Raw genomic sequence first — 16,259 nt, forward strand, 5'->3', positions numbered from 1 at the left:
GACCCAGGCGCCGATCGGCGTCCAAACCCCTTATGTGGACGGCCCTCTCCTCGCAAGGATTTTTTGCAATGTTTTGATCAGATCGCTTGCGTCCATATGTCCGGCCTGTTGTCGCGCTCGCACATGAACGCTGGCCAAGATGGTTTCCGCGACGCGAATTCCAGACACGCCGGCGACCTTTGCGGTCAGTGGGGTTTACGGAGTATCTCGCGTCTAGGATCGATCGATCACACCATCTGCTTGTCACCTTGCAAGTTCGGGCATCGGCTCAGCACGGTTGCAGTTAAGTTGCTCCCCGTGTCTGGCTGATCTTTACGCCGCGCTCGCCGGAGCGACGGTTGCGGATTTCGTGGCGTAGCTTTCGCCTGTGACCATCAGTTTCCAAGCGATACGGGCCATCTTGTTGGCTAACGCTACGGCGGCCAGCTTCGGCGGCTTGCGCTTGAGAAGGTCCAGGAGCCAGGGCGACGCGCGTCCTCCGCAGCGAACAGCATGCCTGATCACGGCGGTGGCCCCCGACACCAGCACGGCGCGCAAAGCTTCATCACCGGCCCGGGTGATGGCGCCGAGCCTGACCTTGCCGGCCGTGGAATGATCTTTCGGTGTCAATCCGATCCAGGCCGCGAACTGGCGCCCTGACCGGAATAGCTCGGGCGCTGGGGTCTTCATCATCAACAGCGCCGCGCCGATCGGACCAACGCCAGGGATCTTCGCGAGACGTCGGCTGCATTCATCAGCCTTGTGCCAAGCCATGAGCTTGGCAGCGACTTCGTCGATTTGCGTCTGCAACTGAGCATATTCTTCAGCCTGGGCAGCGAACAGCTCGCGAGCCAGGTCGGGCACGCTCTCATCCGCTTGAATGTGTTCGAACAGCGGATCGAGGTGCGCCATCCCTTTGGCTGCGGTAAAGCCAAACTCGGCGGCATAGCCGCGGATGGCATTCGAGAGTTGCGTCCGATTGCGGATGAGCCGATCGCGGAGGCCGACCAGCATAAGGGCCGCCTGCTGTTCGGCGGTTTTTACCGGCACAAAACGCATCGTTGGCCGGCTCATCGCCTCGCAAAGAGCTTCGGCGTCAGCCGTATCGTTCTTGCCGCGCTTTACATACGGTTTGACCAGTTGAGCCGCGATCAGTTTCACCTCATGGCCGAATGACCGCAAAAGCCGTGCCCAATGGTGGGAGGCGCTGCAGGCTTCGATCCCAATCGCCGTCGGCGCAAGCTTCTCGAAGAACTCAACCATCTCCTTACGCCGCAATTTCTTGCGCAATACCACCTTCTCGGCGGCGTTCACGCCGTGAAGTTGAAAAAAACGTTTCGACGTATCCATGCCGATTCGGCTAACCTGTTCCACGGACGGCCCCCTTTGTCTGAGATCTGCAACGACCTCATTCTGGCACAATCGATGCCGTCGGGGGCCGTCCACACCAACACGCCGAAACACAACGAAACCGAACTTCACGTCGATTCCTTCGCGAAGTAGGCCGCGGCTTTTTTTAGGATGTCCCGTTCGGCCTTCAGCTTGATGACCTCGCGCTTCAGCTGCGCGATCTCCAGTTGCTCTGGCTTCACCTGACCGTGGCCAGGGAATGCATGTTGCGGATCGTCCGCAAGCTGCTTCACCCAACTGCGCAACTGTGTCGGATGAATACCAAGGTCTTTCGACGCCTGCGCATACGACACGCCGCGCTGCTTGATCAGCCGCACGGCCTCAAGCTTGAACTCCCGCGTAAACTGCCTTCTCTCCATGACGCACCTCCTGCTCCATAAAACACCTAACTTGGTGTCTTCGGAACCGGGTGCAGCTCAATTCAAGCTTCCACACTGAGCGAAACCAGTGAAGAACGAAAACGATCCTCCGCGCCCCGCCGCACTGCCAGCATCGTTGCCGCCTCGGGGCTTGTCACGAGTCCAAGCTGCCGAATACGTCGGAGTGAGCGCGTCAACGTTCGATAAGATGGTCACTGATGGTGAGATGCCCGCGCCTAAGCGGATCAGAGGGCGTGTCATCTGGGATCTCTGGCACGTGAATCGCGCGTTCGATGCACTTAGCGACGGCGATGGAAATCCGTGGGATTAAATCCGGTAACAAAATGCATTTGCGCCTGAAGTATCTTTGCGAAGATTATGATCGTCACGGAAACGTGCGCTGCTATGTTCGAATGCCGGAAAGGCCCAAGGTGCGCGTTTCGCCGCCAGGGTAACATCTGCAAGTGAGGAGGCATGGGCTTTCATCTCATCGCGGGCCAGGATGATATGCCGAAGGGGTTCATTCGCGTCAACGACCGGATCAATCTAACGCGATTCGATCATGTCACTGCGTTGGATTTTCTGTCGGCGTGCCAACAACGCCGCGTGACTGGTATTGGGCGATGACCTTCTCGCTGCAACGGACGATCAACGTGCAATCTATGCGGCCACACATCGGCAACAATATGAGGCTTTGTGGCCAGACAGCACCCTCAGTCGCCCAACCCGGAGCTGAAGTGTCAGTATCCTACGCTACGTTATCAATGGAAATGTGAGCGTTGTCGTTGTACCAGAGCCGCAGCTGCTCTGATCGACAGTTCCGCCAATCTGTCTCGCAAGGGAAGAAATCAACTTAAGCCCCGACCCGTTTTCGTTCGGATTCTGAATGCCGCGCCCGTTGTCGGCCATTGTCAGACGGGCTTCGCCAAAGCCAATCCCGCCTACCAGTGTCACTTTGATCCTGCCGCCATCTGCACCGAAGGCATGCTTGATGCTGTTCATGGCAGTCTCATTCAGAATGAGACCAACCGGTAAGGCGCGGTCGATAGTCAGTTCGAGTTCGTCACACTCAACGTCGATTTCGATTTCCTCGGCCTGGCTGCGGATTGCACTGCAGAGAGCCCGGAGGTAGTGGGAGAGTCTGACGATCTGACCTTCCTGGCGAGGAGCAAGCTGATCATGTGCCAGCGAGATCGCGTTGATACGGCTGGCCACGTGGTCGAGGGCCCGGTGAGACTCCGGATCAAGATAGCGGCGCTTCTGTATGGAGATCGAGGACAGAACGAGTTGAAAGTTGTTCTTGACCCGATGTTGCATTTCGCGAAGCAGGATCTGTCCCTTTTGAGCTTCGGCGACGGCAGCCAGAAGGCGCGCATGTTCGTCCGGCTGCACGTTGCGCCGTAACGCCGCTCCTATCAACGCGGCTGCAGCGGTCAGGAACTCGGTCGTATCCTGCGAGAAGTCTCTCGACTTGGTACTATCCACCTCCAACACACCCCATGCCGCGCCGCCGATGAGCACCGGCACGTTGCTGACAGCGACAATGCCATGTTCCGCCAGGAACTCAGATCGAACGTATTCCTCCTGCTCGGAGAAATCTCTGATGCTGACAGGCTCCGCGGTTTGAAATGCGCGGCCAGGCGGCGATCGCAGGTCAGACGAGAGCGTGGCGGTGCCTACCACTCCGTCTTTCCAGCCGATACCCGCGATCAGCAGAAGGTCGGACGTATCCGGACGATATTGAAGAACCTTCACGTGGTGGATTTCCACGGCTCGAGCGATCTGGACCACGGCTTGGTCCAAAAAGCGTGCGGTGTCGGCATTTTCGACGGAAAGCCGACCAAGATCGACGAGAATGCGGATGTGGCGCCGGAGTTTATCCAGCACCTCCCCCTCGGTCGCTTCTGTCGTGCGGTCTTCCATTGGATTCTAACTTCGTAACTGCCGGATAGTGCCTAAGATCACCCTGGCCTCCCAAAGCACGGAATCCCCGAACCCGGCATGTTGGCGGGAGCCTGAGCATTCCCGCCAAGCGCGCGCGCTCGACGTTGCATAGGGGCAGCTCGTCCAAACCCCCGCAATAGGAACGAAATGCGCAAAGCCAGCTTGGTCGCTAAAGGAGCCGCGCCATGAAGCCCTCGCGCACTGCACTTGTACTGGCTATCGTCATCCCCTGCGCAGCGTTCGCCCAAGGCGGGGGCGGCGGAGGCGGCGGTGGTAGTGCCGGCGGATCTGCCGGCGGAAGCGCTGGCGGGGCCGCGTCCTCTGCGGGTACGGGAGGCTCGGGCACCACATCTCCGTCCGGTGCGGGAGCAGCAGGGACGGCGAACTCGGGCTCGACGGCAAGCCCGTCCGCTGCTGCCCCGAATGCAAACATCAACCCAACAACGGGAACTACCGATGCGAGAACAGGCATCGCCAATACCACTCCCGCGCCCCCACCCGGGTCCAACCAGGGAACGGCCACTGGTGACCGTACGGGCGTCGTAACGACGCCAGGCACGAATGCCGCAGGGACAGCCGGCTCGTCGGGAACGCCGGCCGCCAATACGCAGGGGGCCGCACCTGCTGGCGGGATCGGTCGGCCAACAGCCACTGATCAAAGGGACACCGACGCCAAGATCGACCAGGAGAATACCCACGTCGACCAGACAGTGAAAAAGATTTGCAAGAATTGCTGAGGTCGATTGCGTCCATCGACGTGGCTTTCGCTCTTGTCGCCGAATCGGCGCACGCAAAGAGCACGCGACGCCCCAATCGCCAGAGCGTCTCGACGGTGATTCCACCCGGCGCTACAAATCCTTCTGCGAACGGCCACGCGATCCGCGCCGACATCGCGCTAGACAAAAAGATCAAGAGTATATCTCGCGGCTGCTAACCACCCACGCGACGCAAACGGAGACCCAGTTGAAACCAATCCTCTACCAGCACGAACTCGCCGAAAAACTAGAAGAGCGCTCAGGTGTCACCGGCCTCAAGCTGATCCGGGTGAAGGGCTACATTTCAAGTTCGGAGCTCGGCGGTATCCGGCAAAAGCCTCTGGATGAATCTGCCGAGGCGGCACTCCGCGAAGAAGTGCGCAAACTCCAGGACGAATTCGACATGACCTAGCTGGCGTTCGCCACCGAGCGCTTGCTTCACGCTCACACTGTAACGGACTCAGTGTAATGGTGCTTGCGGTCGCTCCCTACCTCATAAGACCTCCGCATGCCCGCAACTTGCGCGAGCACAAAAGTGTACACTGCGTTTGCGGCGCCATGACGTTTGCTGCGTCTGGACAGGCGGCTGTCGCAACGGTGCTGAACTCTGGCGCCGTTTGAAGGGACAAGGCTTCTCCATCCCGGCCTTCTTTCGGATCATCGCGTGGAAGCGGCCAACAAGAGCTTGGGCGTCGGCCAGCATAGGAACGTTTTGTTCGATGACGGCAAGCGTGACGGTCTCGGCCTTGGTTAGGTGGTCGCGCTTCGTCGTCATCAGCTGCGCTATCGTCCTGGCGGCGGGGACCTTCTGCAATTGTTGATGGCTGATAGTCTCGGCACGCCGCCGTCGCGTCGCCCATTCCGCCACCACGCGCAGGTGCGGAACATATCCGTACCGCCGCCGCGGCTAATTTGGCGAACCAGATTGCGACTATGTCCTGTGCGGCGGACGATCTCCTTGAGTGGCACACCGTCGCTGACGAGAGCCGCAATTGCGGCATGGCTGTCCTGGCGCCGCAGATAGCCCTGATAGCGCAGCTTTTCCGCACAGGTCAGCAGTTCCGGATTGATCGTCGTCGCTCCGATTGCAGTTCGGATTCTGTTCATGGAGCGGCGCACCGCATCAAGGAAGGCCGCGCTCGCATTTTCCATCAGATGCCAGCGGTCGGCGACTTGGATGGCGTTCGGCAGCGCCTTGGCTGCTGCATCGCCGTATCCACCACCGCGATCTCGCGACACAATGTTAATCCCTGGGTGCTTCGATAGCCACGCCCGAACGGTCGCAGGTTCCCTGTCGGGCAGCAGGGTAACGATCCGCCGACGCTCTAAATCGCACACGATGGTCCCGTACCGATGGTTTCTCCGGAACGCCCAGTCATCGATGCCCACAACAAGCAATGGATCTGTAGGCATCGCCGTCCGCCGGCGGACCACCCGCAGCAAGGTATCGTTGCTGACAGGCAGCATGAGCCGCTTGGCGAAGCTTGCCGCCGGCCGGCCGCCGAGCGCCAACCCCAGGTGATGGACGATGCATTCCAGCCGTGCCGTCCGGCGCCGTCGAAGCGGGACGATGTCCTCTCCGAACCGCTCCGCGAAGATCCGCCGGCGGCAATGCGGCACCTCACATGTGAAGCGTCGCGTGAGCAATCGGAGGCGCACCTTTCTGCCCGCAGATGGCAAATCGGCCACGTGCCGGATGTAACGGCTATGGATTCGGCGCGATGCTGTCGCGCACAAAGGGCATTGGCAGCCTCCGACCGAACAGCCAGAATAACCGAATCCTCTGAATCACTTACGCCATCAAACACCAAACCACTCGGTACTAGCGATGAAATTCGAAAGCCTGTCCGCATGGCGCCGATTCTCCGTTTGAAGAACCACAGTCGTCGGCGAACTTCATCAGAAATGAGTCAGAGCCAGCCTTGGGCGCCGATTGGGGGTCAATTTTTCAACGTTCACAACGTAGAGTCCAGTTTCGATACTGAAGGCGAGGAGTTGCCAAACGATGAGGCGGCGTGGAAACACGCAACGATGTTTGCGGGCGAACTATTCAAGGATATCGACGGGAGATTTCGGCCAGGCCAGCGGTGGTCGATAGAGGTGACTGATATTGCGCGGAGGCCGATCTTCTTCATCAGCATCGGGTCGAGGAAAATGAAGTAGGCCGCCTCAGCTGGCGGACTTGTCAGCTCCAGCCGCCTAAATGCCGGCCCGGTTAACGCGGGCCATAAGCGCCACCTTTTGCAGCTCGTCGTCATTCGCTTTGTCGCACTGCGCCGTATCACGTGGTTAGGAACATCCCTCCCTTTCTCCTGTTGCGTCTGCACGACATGACCTGAGAATGCGCATGCCGTCCCCAAAAATGGAGATTTGACCATGCGTGCACTCTGTTGGCACGGCAAAGGCGATGTTCGCGTCGACACGGTTCCGGATCCCAAGATTCAGCATGCGCGTGACGCGATAATCAAGATTACTGCTTGCGCCATCTGCGGCTCGGACCTGCATCTCTTTGACGGTTACCAGCCGACCATGGAGAGCGGTGACATTCTCGGACATGAAAACATGGGCGAGGTGATCGAACTTGGTTCGGAAGTCACAAATCTGAAGATCGGCGACCGAGTCGTTGTTCCCTTCACGATCAGTTGCGGCGGTTGTTGGTTCTGCCAGCAAGGACTGTTCTCCTGCTGCGACCGGACCAATCCGAATGCGGAGGTTGCGGCCAAGGCAATGGGCCAATCGCCCGCCGGGCTTTTTGGCTTCAGCCACATGCTGGGCGGCTATTCGGGCGGACAGGCCGAGTACCTGCGCGTGCCGATGGCAGACATCGGGCCGATCAAGATTCCCGACAATATCACGGATGAGCAGGCGCTGTTCCTTTCCGACATCTTTCCGACCGGCTACATGGCTGCCATCAATGCGCAGATCGAACCGGGCGACACTGTCGCGATCTGGGGATGCGGTCCCGTCGGCCAGTTCGCCATCCGCTCCGCGCTCATGCTCGGAGCTGGGCGGGTGATTGCCATCGACGAAGTGCCGGAGCGCCTAGCAATGGCCGAAGCCGGTGGTGCCGAAATCATCGATTTCTCCAAGGCCGACGTCCATGAGGAATTGATGAGGCGCACCAACAAGCGCGGGCCGGACAGTTGCATCGATGCGGTCGGCTGCGAAGCATCAGGCCACGGCTCGGCGGACGCGGTGCTCGACAAGGTCAAGGCCGCAACATTCCTGGCGACGGACCGCGTTCATGTTCTGCGCCAGGCCATCATCGCCTGTCGCAAGGCGGGCACTGTCTCGATTCCGGGCGTCTATGTCGGAATGGGCGATAAGATCCCGCTCGGCGCCGCCATGAACAAGGGACTGACCATCAAGACCGGCCAGACTCATGTCCAAGCATACACAAAGCCACTGCTCGCCAAGATTATTGCGGGCGAAATCGACCCCAGCTTTGTGGTGACACATCCGGCCAACCTCGAAGAGGCGCCCGAGATGTACCAGAAATTCCGCGACAAAGAGGCCGGCGTCATCAAGGTAGTAATGAGACCAGGACGTTAGCCGGAAGCGTCGCTTCCCGCCCCGTCGTGCGCGTCGACGTGAAGCACCAGATCAACACCAACCAGCCGCCGCATGAGCGGGCCCCGCACCATCCCGACGTGCGCGCCGGGCCGTCGGCGGCGCCGTCCGAGATGTTCCTTCCGGAACGGCTGCGGCGAAAATCGACTGGTACGATCAATCCGCGCACCAGCCGCAATCGGGCGGATTAGGAACCTCGTTCCCAGGTCCGTGTTGGTCGCCGCAACGATCCGCGCGGCAACGGCCGCGTAGACAATCAGAGGGACCGGCCTATGAAACGTACCATCATCCCTTTTACCTGCGTGCTCCTCGCAGGCCCGGCGCTCGCCCAGTCGCTCGGTGAGAAGACCGGCGTCAATTCCACGCTCGGGTTGCGCCAGCGACCGCTGATTTTGTCAAGGAAGTCGCTGTCAGCGACATGTTCGAGATCGAATCGAGCAAGCTCGCCGAGCAGAAAGGCAACGCACAGGAGAAGAGCTTCGCACAGCAGATGGTTATCGATCACACCAAGACCAGCAGCGAGCTCAAGACTCCTGTCGGCGACGGCAAGGTGGAGGCAACCCTGCCGACCGCGCTCGACAGCTCGCACCAGAAGAACAAGCTCGACAAGCTCAAGGGCGCGACGGGCCAGGATTTTAGCTCGGATTTCAACTCCTACCAGGTGAGCGCGCATAAGGATGCGGTGTCGCTGTTCGAGCGCTACGCGAACGGTGGCGACAATGCTGCACTGAAGGACTGGGCCGGCAAGACGCTTCCGGCGTTGGGCCATCACCTCGACATGGCACAGGAACTCGGCAAGGCGCCTAGCGTCGGACAGTCGACGAAGTAAACCTTCCGAAGGACGTCGGCTCCGCCGGCGTCTCCGTTAGCAACAATGCTCGTCTCCGCTGGTTAGGATTGCAAAAACGCTGTGACTCTTATGGCACATCACAACAAGATTTCAGTATCCCGCCGGCACGTCGTTCACGCGGCGAGCGCGACGCTCGCTGCGGCCTCGCTGGCGTCTTCAACAGCGAAAGGAAATACTGCCATGGCCGAGCAGGACCTGATCGATCCCGTCACCCGCTATCCGAAACCGCCGTTCAAGAAGCAGTCGCAGCCCTGGCCCGGCCTCGCCAGCAAGATGGAGCCGCGCCCAGATCATGGCGAGACAAGCTACAAGGGCTCCGGACGGCTGGCCGGCCGCAAGGCGCTGATCACCGGCGGCGACTCCGGAATGGGCCGCGCCGCCGCGATTGCGTATGCGCGCGAGGGGGCCGACGTCGCCATCAACTATTTGCCAGCGGAGGAGCCAGACGCACAAGAGGTCATCGCCCTGATCAAGAAGGAAGGCCGCACCGGCCTGGCGATTCCCGGCGACCTCAAGGAGGAAGCCTTCTGCAAGAAGCTGGTCGAGCAGGCCGTGCAGGGCCTGGGCGGGCTCGATATCATCGTCAGCAACGCCGCGCGGCAGCAGACGCGCGCCTCCATCCTCGACGTCTCGTCGGAGGATTTCGACGCGACGATGAAGACCAACATCTACGCGCCGTTCTGGATCATCAAGGCCGCGCTGCCGCATCTCAAGCCCGGATCCTGCATCGTCGGCACCACATCTGAGCAGGCTTACGATCCCTCGCCCGATCTCTACGACTATGCGCAGACGAAGGCAGCGACCATGAATTACGTGAAGTCGCTGGCAAAGCAGCTCGCCTCAAAGGGCATCCGTGTCAATGGCGTCGCACCGGGCCCGATCTGGACGCCGCTCCAGGTCTCCGGCGGCGCAACCATGGAAAAGCTCGAAAAATTTGGCGGCATGACACCGTTTGGTCGTCCCGGCCAGCCAGCGGAATTGGCCTCGATCTACGTGCAGCTCGCGGCGGCCGATGCCAGCTATGCGACCGGGCAAGTCTATGGTTCCGCGGGCGGATCGGGACAGCCGTAACGCCTACGGCATGCGCGGACGGCCATCTCTCCATGGTCCAGTCCAGATTCCGTGCTGCCCGTTATGATGGAGTTAGAGAGGAGGCTGAGAGTGCGCTGTTGGCCGTTTTTCAGGTAACGAACAAGAGCATTGCTCATGTGACGGAAGATTTGCCGGGACAATCCAGAGGATGGCCGCCTGATAGAGATTGCAAGCAGAGGAGTGCCGTCGCTGGTGGTCAGTTATCTACACGCGATTGGGATGCAGATCCGAAAAGATGAGGCCGAGTTGGGTTTTTACAAAAAAAATTTACGGCCAGGGTAGTCTTCCCTGGGCGCGAGAGAGCTCCATACTTTATGGAATTCGTAATAGGCGTCCTCCTCAGGCAAATAGACAAAGCGCCCCTCTCGCCTATAGTTCGGCCGCCATCAGCGTCCGCGCTAAGCGAAAATGTCGACGCGCCCGGTCAAAGGTCTTCGCGTAGCCCGTCGAAGAACGAGTGCCGCACTTTCCCCCGCGGCTAACCAGGCCAGCAGCTTCGGCCCGCAAAGGAACCGATTTACTCAGCGTCCTCTTGGGTCAAATTTCCGAGGGGGATCCCGTGCTGCCAGGCACGGGCGCGAATAGCTTTTTCCGTGCGTTGAAGCGCAGCGGCGATCTCGTCGGGACGCATGCCACGCGCGGCCATCTCCATCAAACGCTCATGCTCTTCGGTCGGAGACGTAATTGCGCGTCTCTGGCGGCATGTAGCCAGAGTCCGCGAGCCAGTCCCGAACCCGCTTCGGTCCGGCGTTGTCCATCGCTTCACCAACGGCCAGTGAGACGGCATCGCAATTGTTTCTCTAGTAAGGTTCGTGGATAAGGAATGGTCCCGGCTGAGGGCTTGAGGGAGAAGCACGACTGTCGACGACAACCCCTCAATCGAGGTCTCGACTTGAAGCTTCGCCCCAACATCTGAGACATCCCTACGCAGGCACGCGCGACGCTACGTGCCATCAATGGCCATCATTTGAGCGGGCAACGGATGCTCGAAGGTGACCTGTCGGGCTTCTTGATCTTTTTCTGCGGGCATTGGGTCATCAGAAGTGATCCCGCCGTTATATCCCCGATCAACTAAAAGGAAGTAATCGCGGTCGGGAAAAATTGGCAAATGCCTGGACCATTCCGATAAGAACGGAGGCACGCCCCTCAGTGCTGCTCTTTACCATCAGGCACCGGGGCAGTTGTCGCCTCGGGGCGCAGTGCACAGTGTCTCGGAACTTGTGATGCTCACTGCTCGCCCCGTGAGTGGTGGACTTGGACTTCAAGATCAGGCAAGTCCTGAAGCTACCAGGATAAGGAGTTCCCGTGACTCGACCAAGGAGGGCATATCGGCAAGCGGCGCTTTCAATGTCGGTTGTTTTGCTCCTTGCGACCAATGCCATTGGGCAGGAGGATAAGAAGACCGACGACGACAAACCGGCCGATCCCGACACGGGCGAGAGCACGGTGGAAGAGAAGACGCTAGGTCTTCTCCCCAATCCGCTGCAGCGGTACGGCGTGAAATTCGCGGCAACCTACATCGGCGAGGCACTCGGCAACGCGTCTGGAGGATTGAAGCAGAGCGCGATCTACGAAGGCCGCCTGAATCTCGCCGTCGACGTCGATCTGCAGAAGTTGATTGGGATCGACAAGCTCACCTTTCACGCCAACATGTTCCAGATCCACGGCGACGGGCTGTCGCGCAGCAACCTGCAGAACTTCTTCGTCGTTAGCGGGATCGAGGCTCTGCCGTCGACCCGTCTGTACGAAGCCTATTTCGAGAAGCAGTGGGGCGCGAAGCAGGTCTCGCTGAAATTGGGCCAACTCGCCGCGGACAGCGAATTCTTCAACACCAAGTACACGGACGTGTTCACCAACGCCTCGATGGGTTGGCCAGCCATCACCTCGCTCAATCTGCCCAGCGGCGGGCCTTCGCCGCCTTTGGCCGCGATGGGAGCCCGGCTGCTCGTCAACGTGACCGATCAGCTTGCTGTGCTTGGCGGAATCTTCGATGGCGACCAGGCCGGACCCGGTCCGGGCGATCCGCAGGAGCGCAACCGCTACGGCGTAAATTTTCGTGTCAACGATCCACCGCTGCTCCTCGGCCAGATTCAGTATGCCTGGAATAACAAGAAGGGCGATCCGAACCTGACCGGCCAGATCAAGTTCGGAGGCTGGCGGCACTTCGGCTCCTTCGCGGACCAGCGGCTCGCGTCGAACGGAGTCTCGCTCGCCGCTGCCGCCAGCAGCGGCGAGCCCTTGCTATTGTCCGGGGATGTCGGCGGGTGGGCGGTTGTCGAGCAGCAGGTCTACCGCGTGCCTCATAGCGATGATCGCGGGATCGGCGTGTTCGCAAGAGCCGCCGGCGCGCCAGCCGATCGAAACCTGATTGATCTTTACGCGGATGCGGGCGTGGAGTTCATCGGCTTGCGCGACGACCGTCCTGACGACAAGTTCGGGATCGCCGCGGGTTACGCCCACGTCTCGAAACGAGCGCAGGCGCTCGACGCGGATTATCGGGCGCTGGTGAATCCGAATTGGCCGGTGCGCAGCTTTGAAGGATTGGTGACTGCCGTCTACCAGTATCAGGTCAAGGACGGCTGGACGGTACAGCCCAATTTCCAATACGTCGTTCATCCCGGCGGGGGCGCCACACTGCCCGCGAGTCCGCTCGCCGGCAAGCCTCTCAAGAACGCGTCCGTGTTCGGTCTCAGGACCACGCTCAAGTTCTAAGACGATGTGCTCATGAACATCGTGGCGGCCATGCCTACGATGCACAGAGCCATCGCGGCGGTCGCAGCCCAACCCAGCCAGTACAGGGGGCCGGTGACGACAAGCTCGCCCATGACCTTTGGCCTCCGGACGAGCACCATCAGGACGACCATCACGGGCGCGGCGAGCACGCCATTGACCACCGCGCTCCAATAGAGCGCTTTGATCGGATCGATCGGTGTGAAGTTGAGCCCGATTCCGCACAGGCCGGAGAGAGCCAGCACGCTATAGAATGCAATGGCCTCCTTCGGCTTCCGCGACAGACCGACCTTCCAGCGACGGCCCTCCCCGACGGCATAGGCGGTAGACCCGGCAAGGACCGGAATGGCCAAAAGCCCGGTGCCGACGATGCCGAGCGCGAAGATGAACTCGGCGAAGGGACCTGCTATCGGCTTCAAGGCCTCGGCCGCCTGCGCCGAACTTTCGATATTGGTCTTGCCTTGGGCGTGAAGCGTCGCTGCGGTCGTGATGATGATGGAAAGCGCGATCAGGTTGGAAAAGGCCATGCCGATCAAGGTGTCCAGCCGGATTCGTCGGAATTCTTCCGGCGCGTCGGACGAATCCTTCTTCAAAGGCTTTTTATCGTCGTCGATCCGCTGCTCCTCTGCTTCCTGCGACGACTGCCATACGAAGAGATACGGCGATATCGTCGTGCCAAGGATCGCGACGAGGGTCGTCAAGAAGGCGGCATCCAAACTCATGTGGGGAATCAGAATGCCCTTCAGAGCCTCGCCCCAGGGCACCTTCACGACGGCGAGCGCGATCACGTAGGCGAACAGGCTGAGCGTCAGCCACTTCAGCACGGAGACGTACCGGTCGTAGTTGAAGAAGATCTGCGCGACGACCGACACGGCGCCGAACAGAACCACGTAGGCGACGCCGGGTCCGCCGATCAAAAGTTTGAGGGCGTCCGCCATGGCCCCAAGATCGGCGGCGATATTGATGGTGTTGGCCACGAACAGCAGCCCCACCAGGCTCCAGACGTAAACAGCGCCGAAGTTTCGGCAGACGTTGCCGGCGATGCCGTGACCGGTCACCCGCCCTATCCGCCCCGAAATCTCCTGGATCGCAGCCATGAGCGGGTATGAGAGCAGCATGGTCCAGCCGACGCCGAAGCCGAGCTGCGCGCCGGCCTGACTATAGGTGCCGATCCCGGACGGATCATCGTCAGAAGCCCCGGTGATGAGACCGGGACCCAACGTTGACAGAAAGTTCCGGATGCGGAATGTCCTTCGCTTCTGAACCTTTGGTTCGACGGACGCATCCATTCCGATCCTCCTCCAATGGTTCGCGGTAAACAGCCCGCTCCAACTCTGTAGCTCAATAAAACTCGTCGGCCTGACCGGCGGAAGTCGTTCTCACGCAGTCGGGGTCATCGTGAGCCGTCGACGAAGGCGACCGGAGTGCCCTTCGCGACGCTCGCAGCAACGCGCTCCGCATCCCAGTTCGTCAGACGGACGCAGCCATGGGATTCCGCCTTCGAAACCTTGTCGGGCGAGGGTGTGCCGTGAATGCCGTATCCTTCAGCGGTGAGGTTGATCCACACTGTTCCGACCGGATTGTTGGGGCCCGGCTTGATGGTGAAAGGTTTTCGGGATCGAACGCCCTTGAAATGGTAGTCCGGATTGTAGCGATAGGTCGGATTTCGGTCGACCTCGGTCACCTTCAGAGTGCCAGATGGCGACGGCTTCTCCTCGCTCCCGACCGTTGCCGGATAGAAGCCGATAAGGGCGTTCGACTTGTCGAATAGCTTCACCGTCTGCAGGCTCTTGTCGACCTCGACCCTGGACGACGCGCCGATCTCTGCATTGCCGGTATCCAACACGATGATGCTGTCGCCGGCGCGGTCGAAGTGCTGTCCGGGATTGAGCGCCGCCAGCAGTTGCTCGCTCATGTGAAACTTCTCGGCCAGTCCTTCTCGCGGCTGGTGAAACCGAGCTTCGGCAAGTCCTTCATTTCCTCCATCTTTGACGGGAGCTTGCTCGGAAAAGGTCCGGCGACATCCTGCTCGGTGATCGTGTAGTTCGCTGTGACCCGCCGATCGTCCGCGCGCAATAAGTTCCAGACGTCCTCGCTTGGAACGTCCGAGTTTGGCAATTGCCGCGCCTCCGCGAAGGCGCGTAGGGCCTTCTTCGCATTCTCGCCGAACTTGCCGTCGATCTCGCCTGGCGAGAAGTGGGCCCGGTCGAGCAGGACTTGTAACCGAACCCCCGCCGGCGTCGGCTTCTCGTTCGACAAAATCTTCTTCGACGGTTCGGCGGCATCGATAGCAGCCGCGCCCATTTCGGCGCACCGCACCGCCGGGCCGGCCATCACGGCCAGGAGAACAATGATGTGTTTCACTTTTCGAGGCCTCATCGCCAAATCCTTCATGGTATTGATGGCTGAGCACCCGGGCGAAGGTCCGGTTTTTTCATGCCGGCATCGGCGATCAAATCTCGGTAGGCGCGCTCATACTCTCGCGCCATCCGACTTGCGGAGAAGCGCGCTTCGAAGCGGGCGCGCACTGCCCTCCGGTCGAGACGGCCAACCTCTCCAACCGCTTTTACCGCCTGGTCCTCGTTCTCGACGATGAAACCCGTCACGCCCTCCTCAACGACTTCCGGCACGGATCCGGATCGGTAGGCAATAACGGGCGTTCCACATGCCATCGCCTCGATCATGACGAGACCAAACGGCTCAGGCCAATCGATCGGGAATAGGAGGGCCGCTGCGTCGGCAAGGAACGGCTGCTTCTTCGCATCGTCGACTTCCCCCACAAGCTGAACCATTCGACCATCGATGTTCGGCTCCAGTTTCTTCTTGAAGTATCCGGTCTCACCGCGCGGGATCTTTGCGGCAATGCGCAGTGGCTTGCCGGCCGCCCGCGCGATCCGGATTGCGTCCTCGGGACCTTTCTCCGCCGTGAGGCGACCAAGGAAAGCGAGATAGGATCCCTCATCGAAAGACGGGCGGAAGAGGTGCGAAGGCAGCCCGTGCTGGATCGTGGCGATCCAATTCGCCTCCGGAAGCGGCACGCGCTGGTGCTCGGATATCGAGACGAAGCCGGCGCCGGGAAACTCCCGCACCACGTCCGGCAGGCCGGGGAGGTCTAGCCGACCATGCATGGTGGTCAGGAAGGGCACGCCGAGCCGGCTGAGCAGCGGAAGCGGCAACCAATCGATATGTACGTGGATCACGTCGAAGTTTTTCGCGCGCCTGGCGATGGCCTCCAGCAGCACGGCACAAGCCGCATTGGGGTCCACGCCCTTGCGCCCGAGGCGCAGCGCGCGTGGCCACACGGGATGGAGTTTGCCTTTTGTCCGGGAATCACCGCTCGCGAACAGAGTGACGTCGTGACCGAGCTCTACCAACTCGTCCACCAGCCACGCCACGACCCGCTCGGTGCCGCCGTACAGCTTTGGGGGAACGCTTTCGGCGAGGGGAGCAAGCTGAGCGATACGCATCTTGCCGATCCCCTAGACTGCAAACATCGATCGGAAGATCAGCATGATGGCAGCCGAAACGAGCTCGGAGATGATCAAAAGCGTCCAGTCCGGCCTCGCGGTG

Annotated in this window: 10 protein-coding genes and 4 pseudogenes; 7 read left to right on the forward strand and 7 right to left on the reverse strand. The window is 60.4% G+C overall.

Annotated elements, in window-relative coordinates:
• Positions 1 to 312 precede the first annotated feature (312 nt).
• The 3 genes and pseudogenes from ACPPVR_RS35435 to ACPPVR_RS35445 form a co-directional block, all read right to left on the reverse strand.
• Positions 313 to 1,353 (reverse strand): IS110 family transposase, encoded by a 1,041-nt coding sequence (locus ACPPVR_RS35435; protein WP_426616246.1) that lies wholly within the window; start codon positions 1,351 to 1,353, stop codon positions 313 to 315.
• Between the two features lie 78 nt (positions 1,354 to 1,431).
• Positions 1,432 to 1,748, reverse strand: a pseudogene (locus ACPPVR_RS35440) (transposase); the annotation flags it as partial.
• Positions 1,749 to 2,501: 753 nt separating this feature from the next.
• The gene (locus ACPPVR_RS35445) at positions 2,502 to 3,671 is read right to left on the reverse strand and encodes a sensor histidine kinase (RefSeq protein ID WP_426611152.1); all 1,170 of its coding nucleotides are present in this window, start codon (positions 3,669 to 3,671) and stop codon (positions 2,502 to 2,504) included.
• A gap of 984 nt (positions 3,672 to 4,655) precedes the next feature.
• Between ACPPVR_RS35445 and ACPPVR_RS35450 the strand changes: the two genes are divergently transcribed.
• Positions 4,656 to 4,859, forward strand: coding sequence for a hypothetical protein (locus ACPPVR_RS35450; RefSeq protein ID WP_426611153.1), 204 nt, complete (start codon positions 4,656 to 4,658; stop codon positions 4,857 to 4,859).
• A gap of 240 nt (positions 4,860 to 5,099) precedes the next feature.
• On the opposite strand, the pseudogene ACPPVR_RS35455 reads toward ACPPVR_RS35450, so the two are convergent.
• Positions 5,100 to 6,300: pseudogene (locus tag ACPPVR_RS35455) on the reverse strand (ISL3 family transposase); the annotation flags it as partial.
• A 52-nt stretch (positions 6,301 to 6,352) separates the two neighbouring features.
• Between ACPPVR_RS35455 and ACPPVR_RS35460 the strand changes: the two are divergent.
• From ACPPVR_RS35460 to ACPPVR_RS35485, 6 genes and pseudogenes are all read left to right on the forward strand, one after another.
• On the forward strand, positions 6,353 to 6,610 hold the full coding sequence (locus ACPPVR_RS35460; protein ID WP_426616247.1) for a DUF6894 family protein: 258 nt from the start codon (positions 6,353 to 6,355) through the stop codon (positions 6,608 to 6,610).
• Between the two features lie 213 nt (positions 6,611 to 6,823).
• Positions 6,824 to 7,999: a zinc-dependent alcohol dehydrogenase gene (locus ACPPVR_RS35465; RefSeq protein WP_426611154.1), complete on the forward strand. Its 1,176-nt coding sequence runs from the start codon at positions 6,824 to 6,826 to the stop codon at positions 7,997 to 7,999.
• Between the two features lie 38 nt (positions 8,000 to 8,037).
• The gene (locus ACPPVR_RS35470) at positions 8,038 to 8,208 is read left to right on the forward strand and encodes a hypothetical protein (RefSeq protein ID WP_426611155.1); all 171 of its coding nucleotides are present in this window, start codon (positions 8,038 to 8,040) and stop codon (positions 8,206 to 8,208) included.
• Positions 8,209 to 8,289: 81 nt separating this feature from the next.
• Positions 8,290 to 8,846 (forward strand): annotated as a pseudogene (locus ACPPVR_RS35475) (DUF4142 domain-containing protein).
• Between the two features lie 201 nt (positions 8,847 to 9,047).
• The gene (locus ACPPVR_RS35480; protein WP_426611156.1) at positions 9,048 to 9,938 is read left to right on the forward strand and encodes an SDR family oxidoreductase; all 891 of its coding nucleotides are present in this window, start codon (positions 9,048 to 9,050) and stop codon (positions 9,936 to 9,938) included.
• Between the two features lie 1,368 nt (positions 9,939 to 11,306).
• Positions 11,307 to 12,671, forward strand: a complete 1,365-nt coding sequence (locus tag ACPPVR_RS35485; RefSeq protein WP_426611157.1) for a carbohydrate porin — start codon at positions 11,307 to 11,309, stop codon at positions 12,669 to 12,671.
• Here the strand turns inward: ACPPVR_RS35485 and ACPPVR_RS35490 are convergent.
• From ACPPVR_RS35490 to ACPPVR_RS35500, 3 genes and pseudogenes are all read right to left on the reverse strand, one after another.
• Positions 12,668 to 13,978, reverse strand: a complete 1,311-nt coding sequence (locus tag ACPPVR_RS35490) for an NRAMP family divalent metal transporter (protein ID WP_426611158.1) — start codon at positions 13,976 to 13,978, stop codon at positions 12,668 to 12,670. The genes ACPPVR_RS35485 and ACPPVR_RS35490 overlap by 4 nt on opposite strands.
• Before the next feature lie 104 nt (positions 13,979 to 14,082).
• Positions 14,083 to 15,023: pseudogene (locus ACPPVR_RS35495) on the reverse strand (L,D-transpeptidase family protein).
• Positions 15,024 to 15,079: 56 nt separating this feature from the next.
• A complete protein-coding gene (locus tag ACPPVR_RS35500; protein WP_426611159.1) occupies positions 15,080 to 16,156 on the reverse strand; it encodes a glycosyltransferase family 4 protein in 1,077 nt (358 codons plus the stop codon).
• Between the last annotated feature and the right edge of the window lie 103 nt (positions 16,157 to 16,259).

This window comes from Bradyrhizobium sp. McL0616 (assembly GCF_049993385.1).
In the GTDB taxonomy this organism is placed as follows: Bacteria; Pseudomonadota; Alphaproteobacteria; order Rhizobiales; family Xanthobacteraceae; genus Bradyrhizobium.

What these genes read in the sequence shown, in the direction of transcription:
- ACPPVR_RS35465 (WP_426611154.1), top strand. Translation starts at nt 6,824, where the DNA reads ATGCGTGCACTCTGTTGGCACGGCAAAGGCGATGTTCGCGTCGACACG.
- ACPPVR_RS35490 (WP_426611158.1), bottom strand. Translation starts at nt 13,978, where the DNA reads ATGGATGCGTCCGTCGAACCAAAGGTTCAGAAGCGAAGGACATTCCGC.
- ACPPVR_RS35445 (WP_426611152.1), bottom strand. Translation starts at nt 3,671, where the DNA reads ATGGAAGACCGCACGACAGAAGCGACCGAGGGGGAGGTGCTGGATAAA.
- ACPPVR_RS35460 (WP_426616247.1), top strand. Translation starts at nt 6,353, where the DNA reads ATGAGTCAGAGCCAGCCTTGGGCGCCGATTGGGGGTCAATTTTTCAAC.
- ACPPVR_RS35485 (WP_426611157.1), top strand. Translation starts at nt 11,307, where the DNA reads ATGTCGGTTGTTTTGCTCCTTGCGACCAATGCCATTGGGCAGGAGGAT.
- ACPPVR_RS35500 (WP_426611159.1), bottom strand. Translation starts at nt 16,156, where the DNA reads ATGCGTATCGCTCAGCTTGCTCCCCTCGCCGAAAGCGTTCCCCCAAAG.
- ACPPVR_RS35480 (WP_426611156.1), top strand. Translation starts at nt 9,048, where the DNA reads ATGGCCGAGCAGGACCTGATCGATCCCGTCACCCGCTATCCGAAACCG.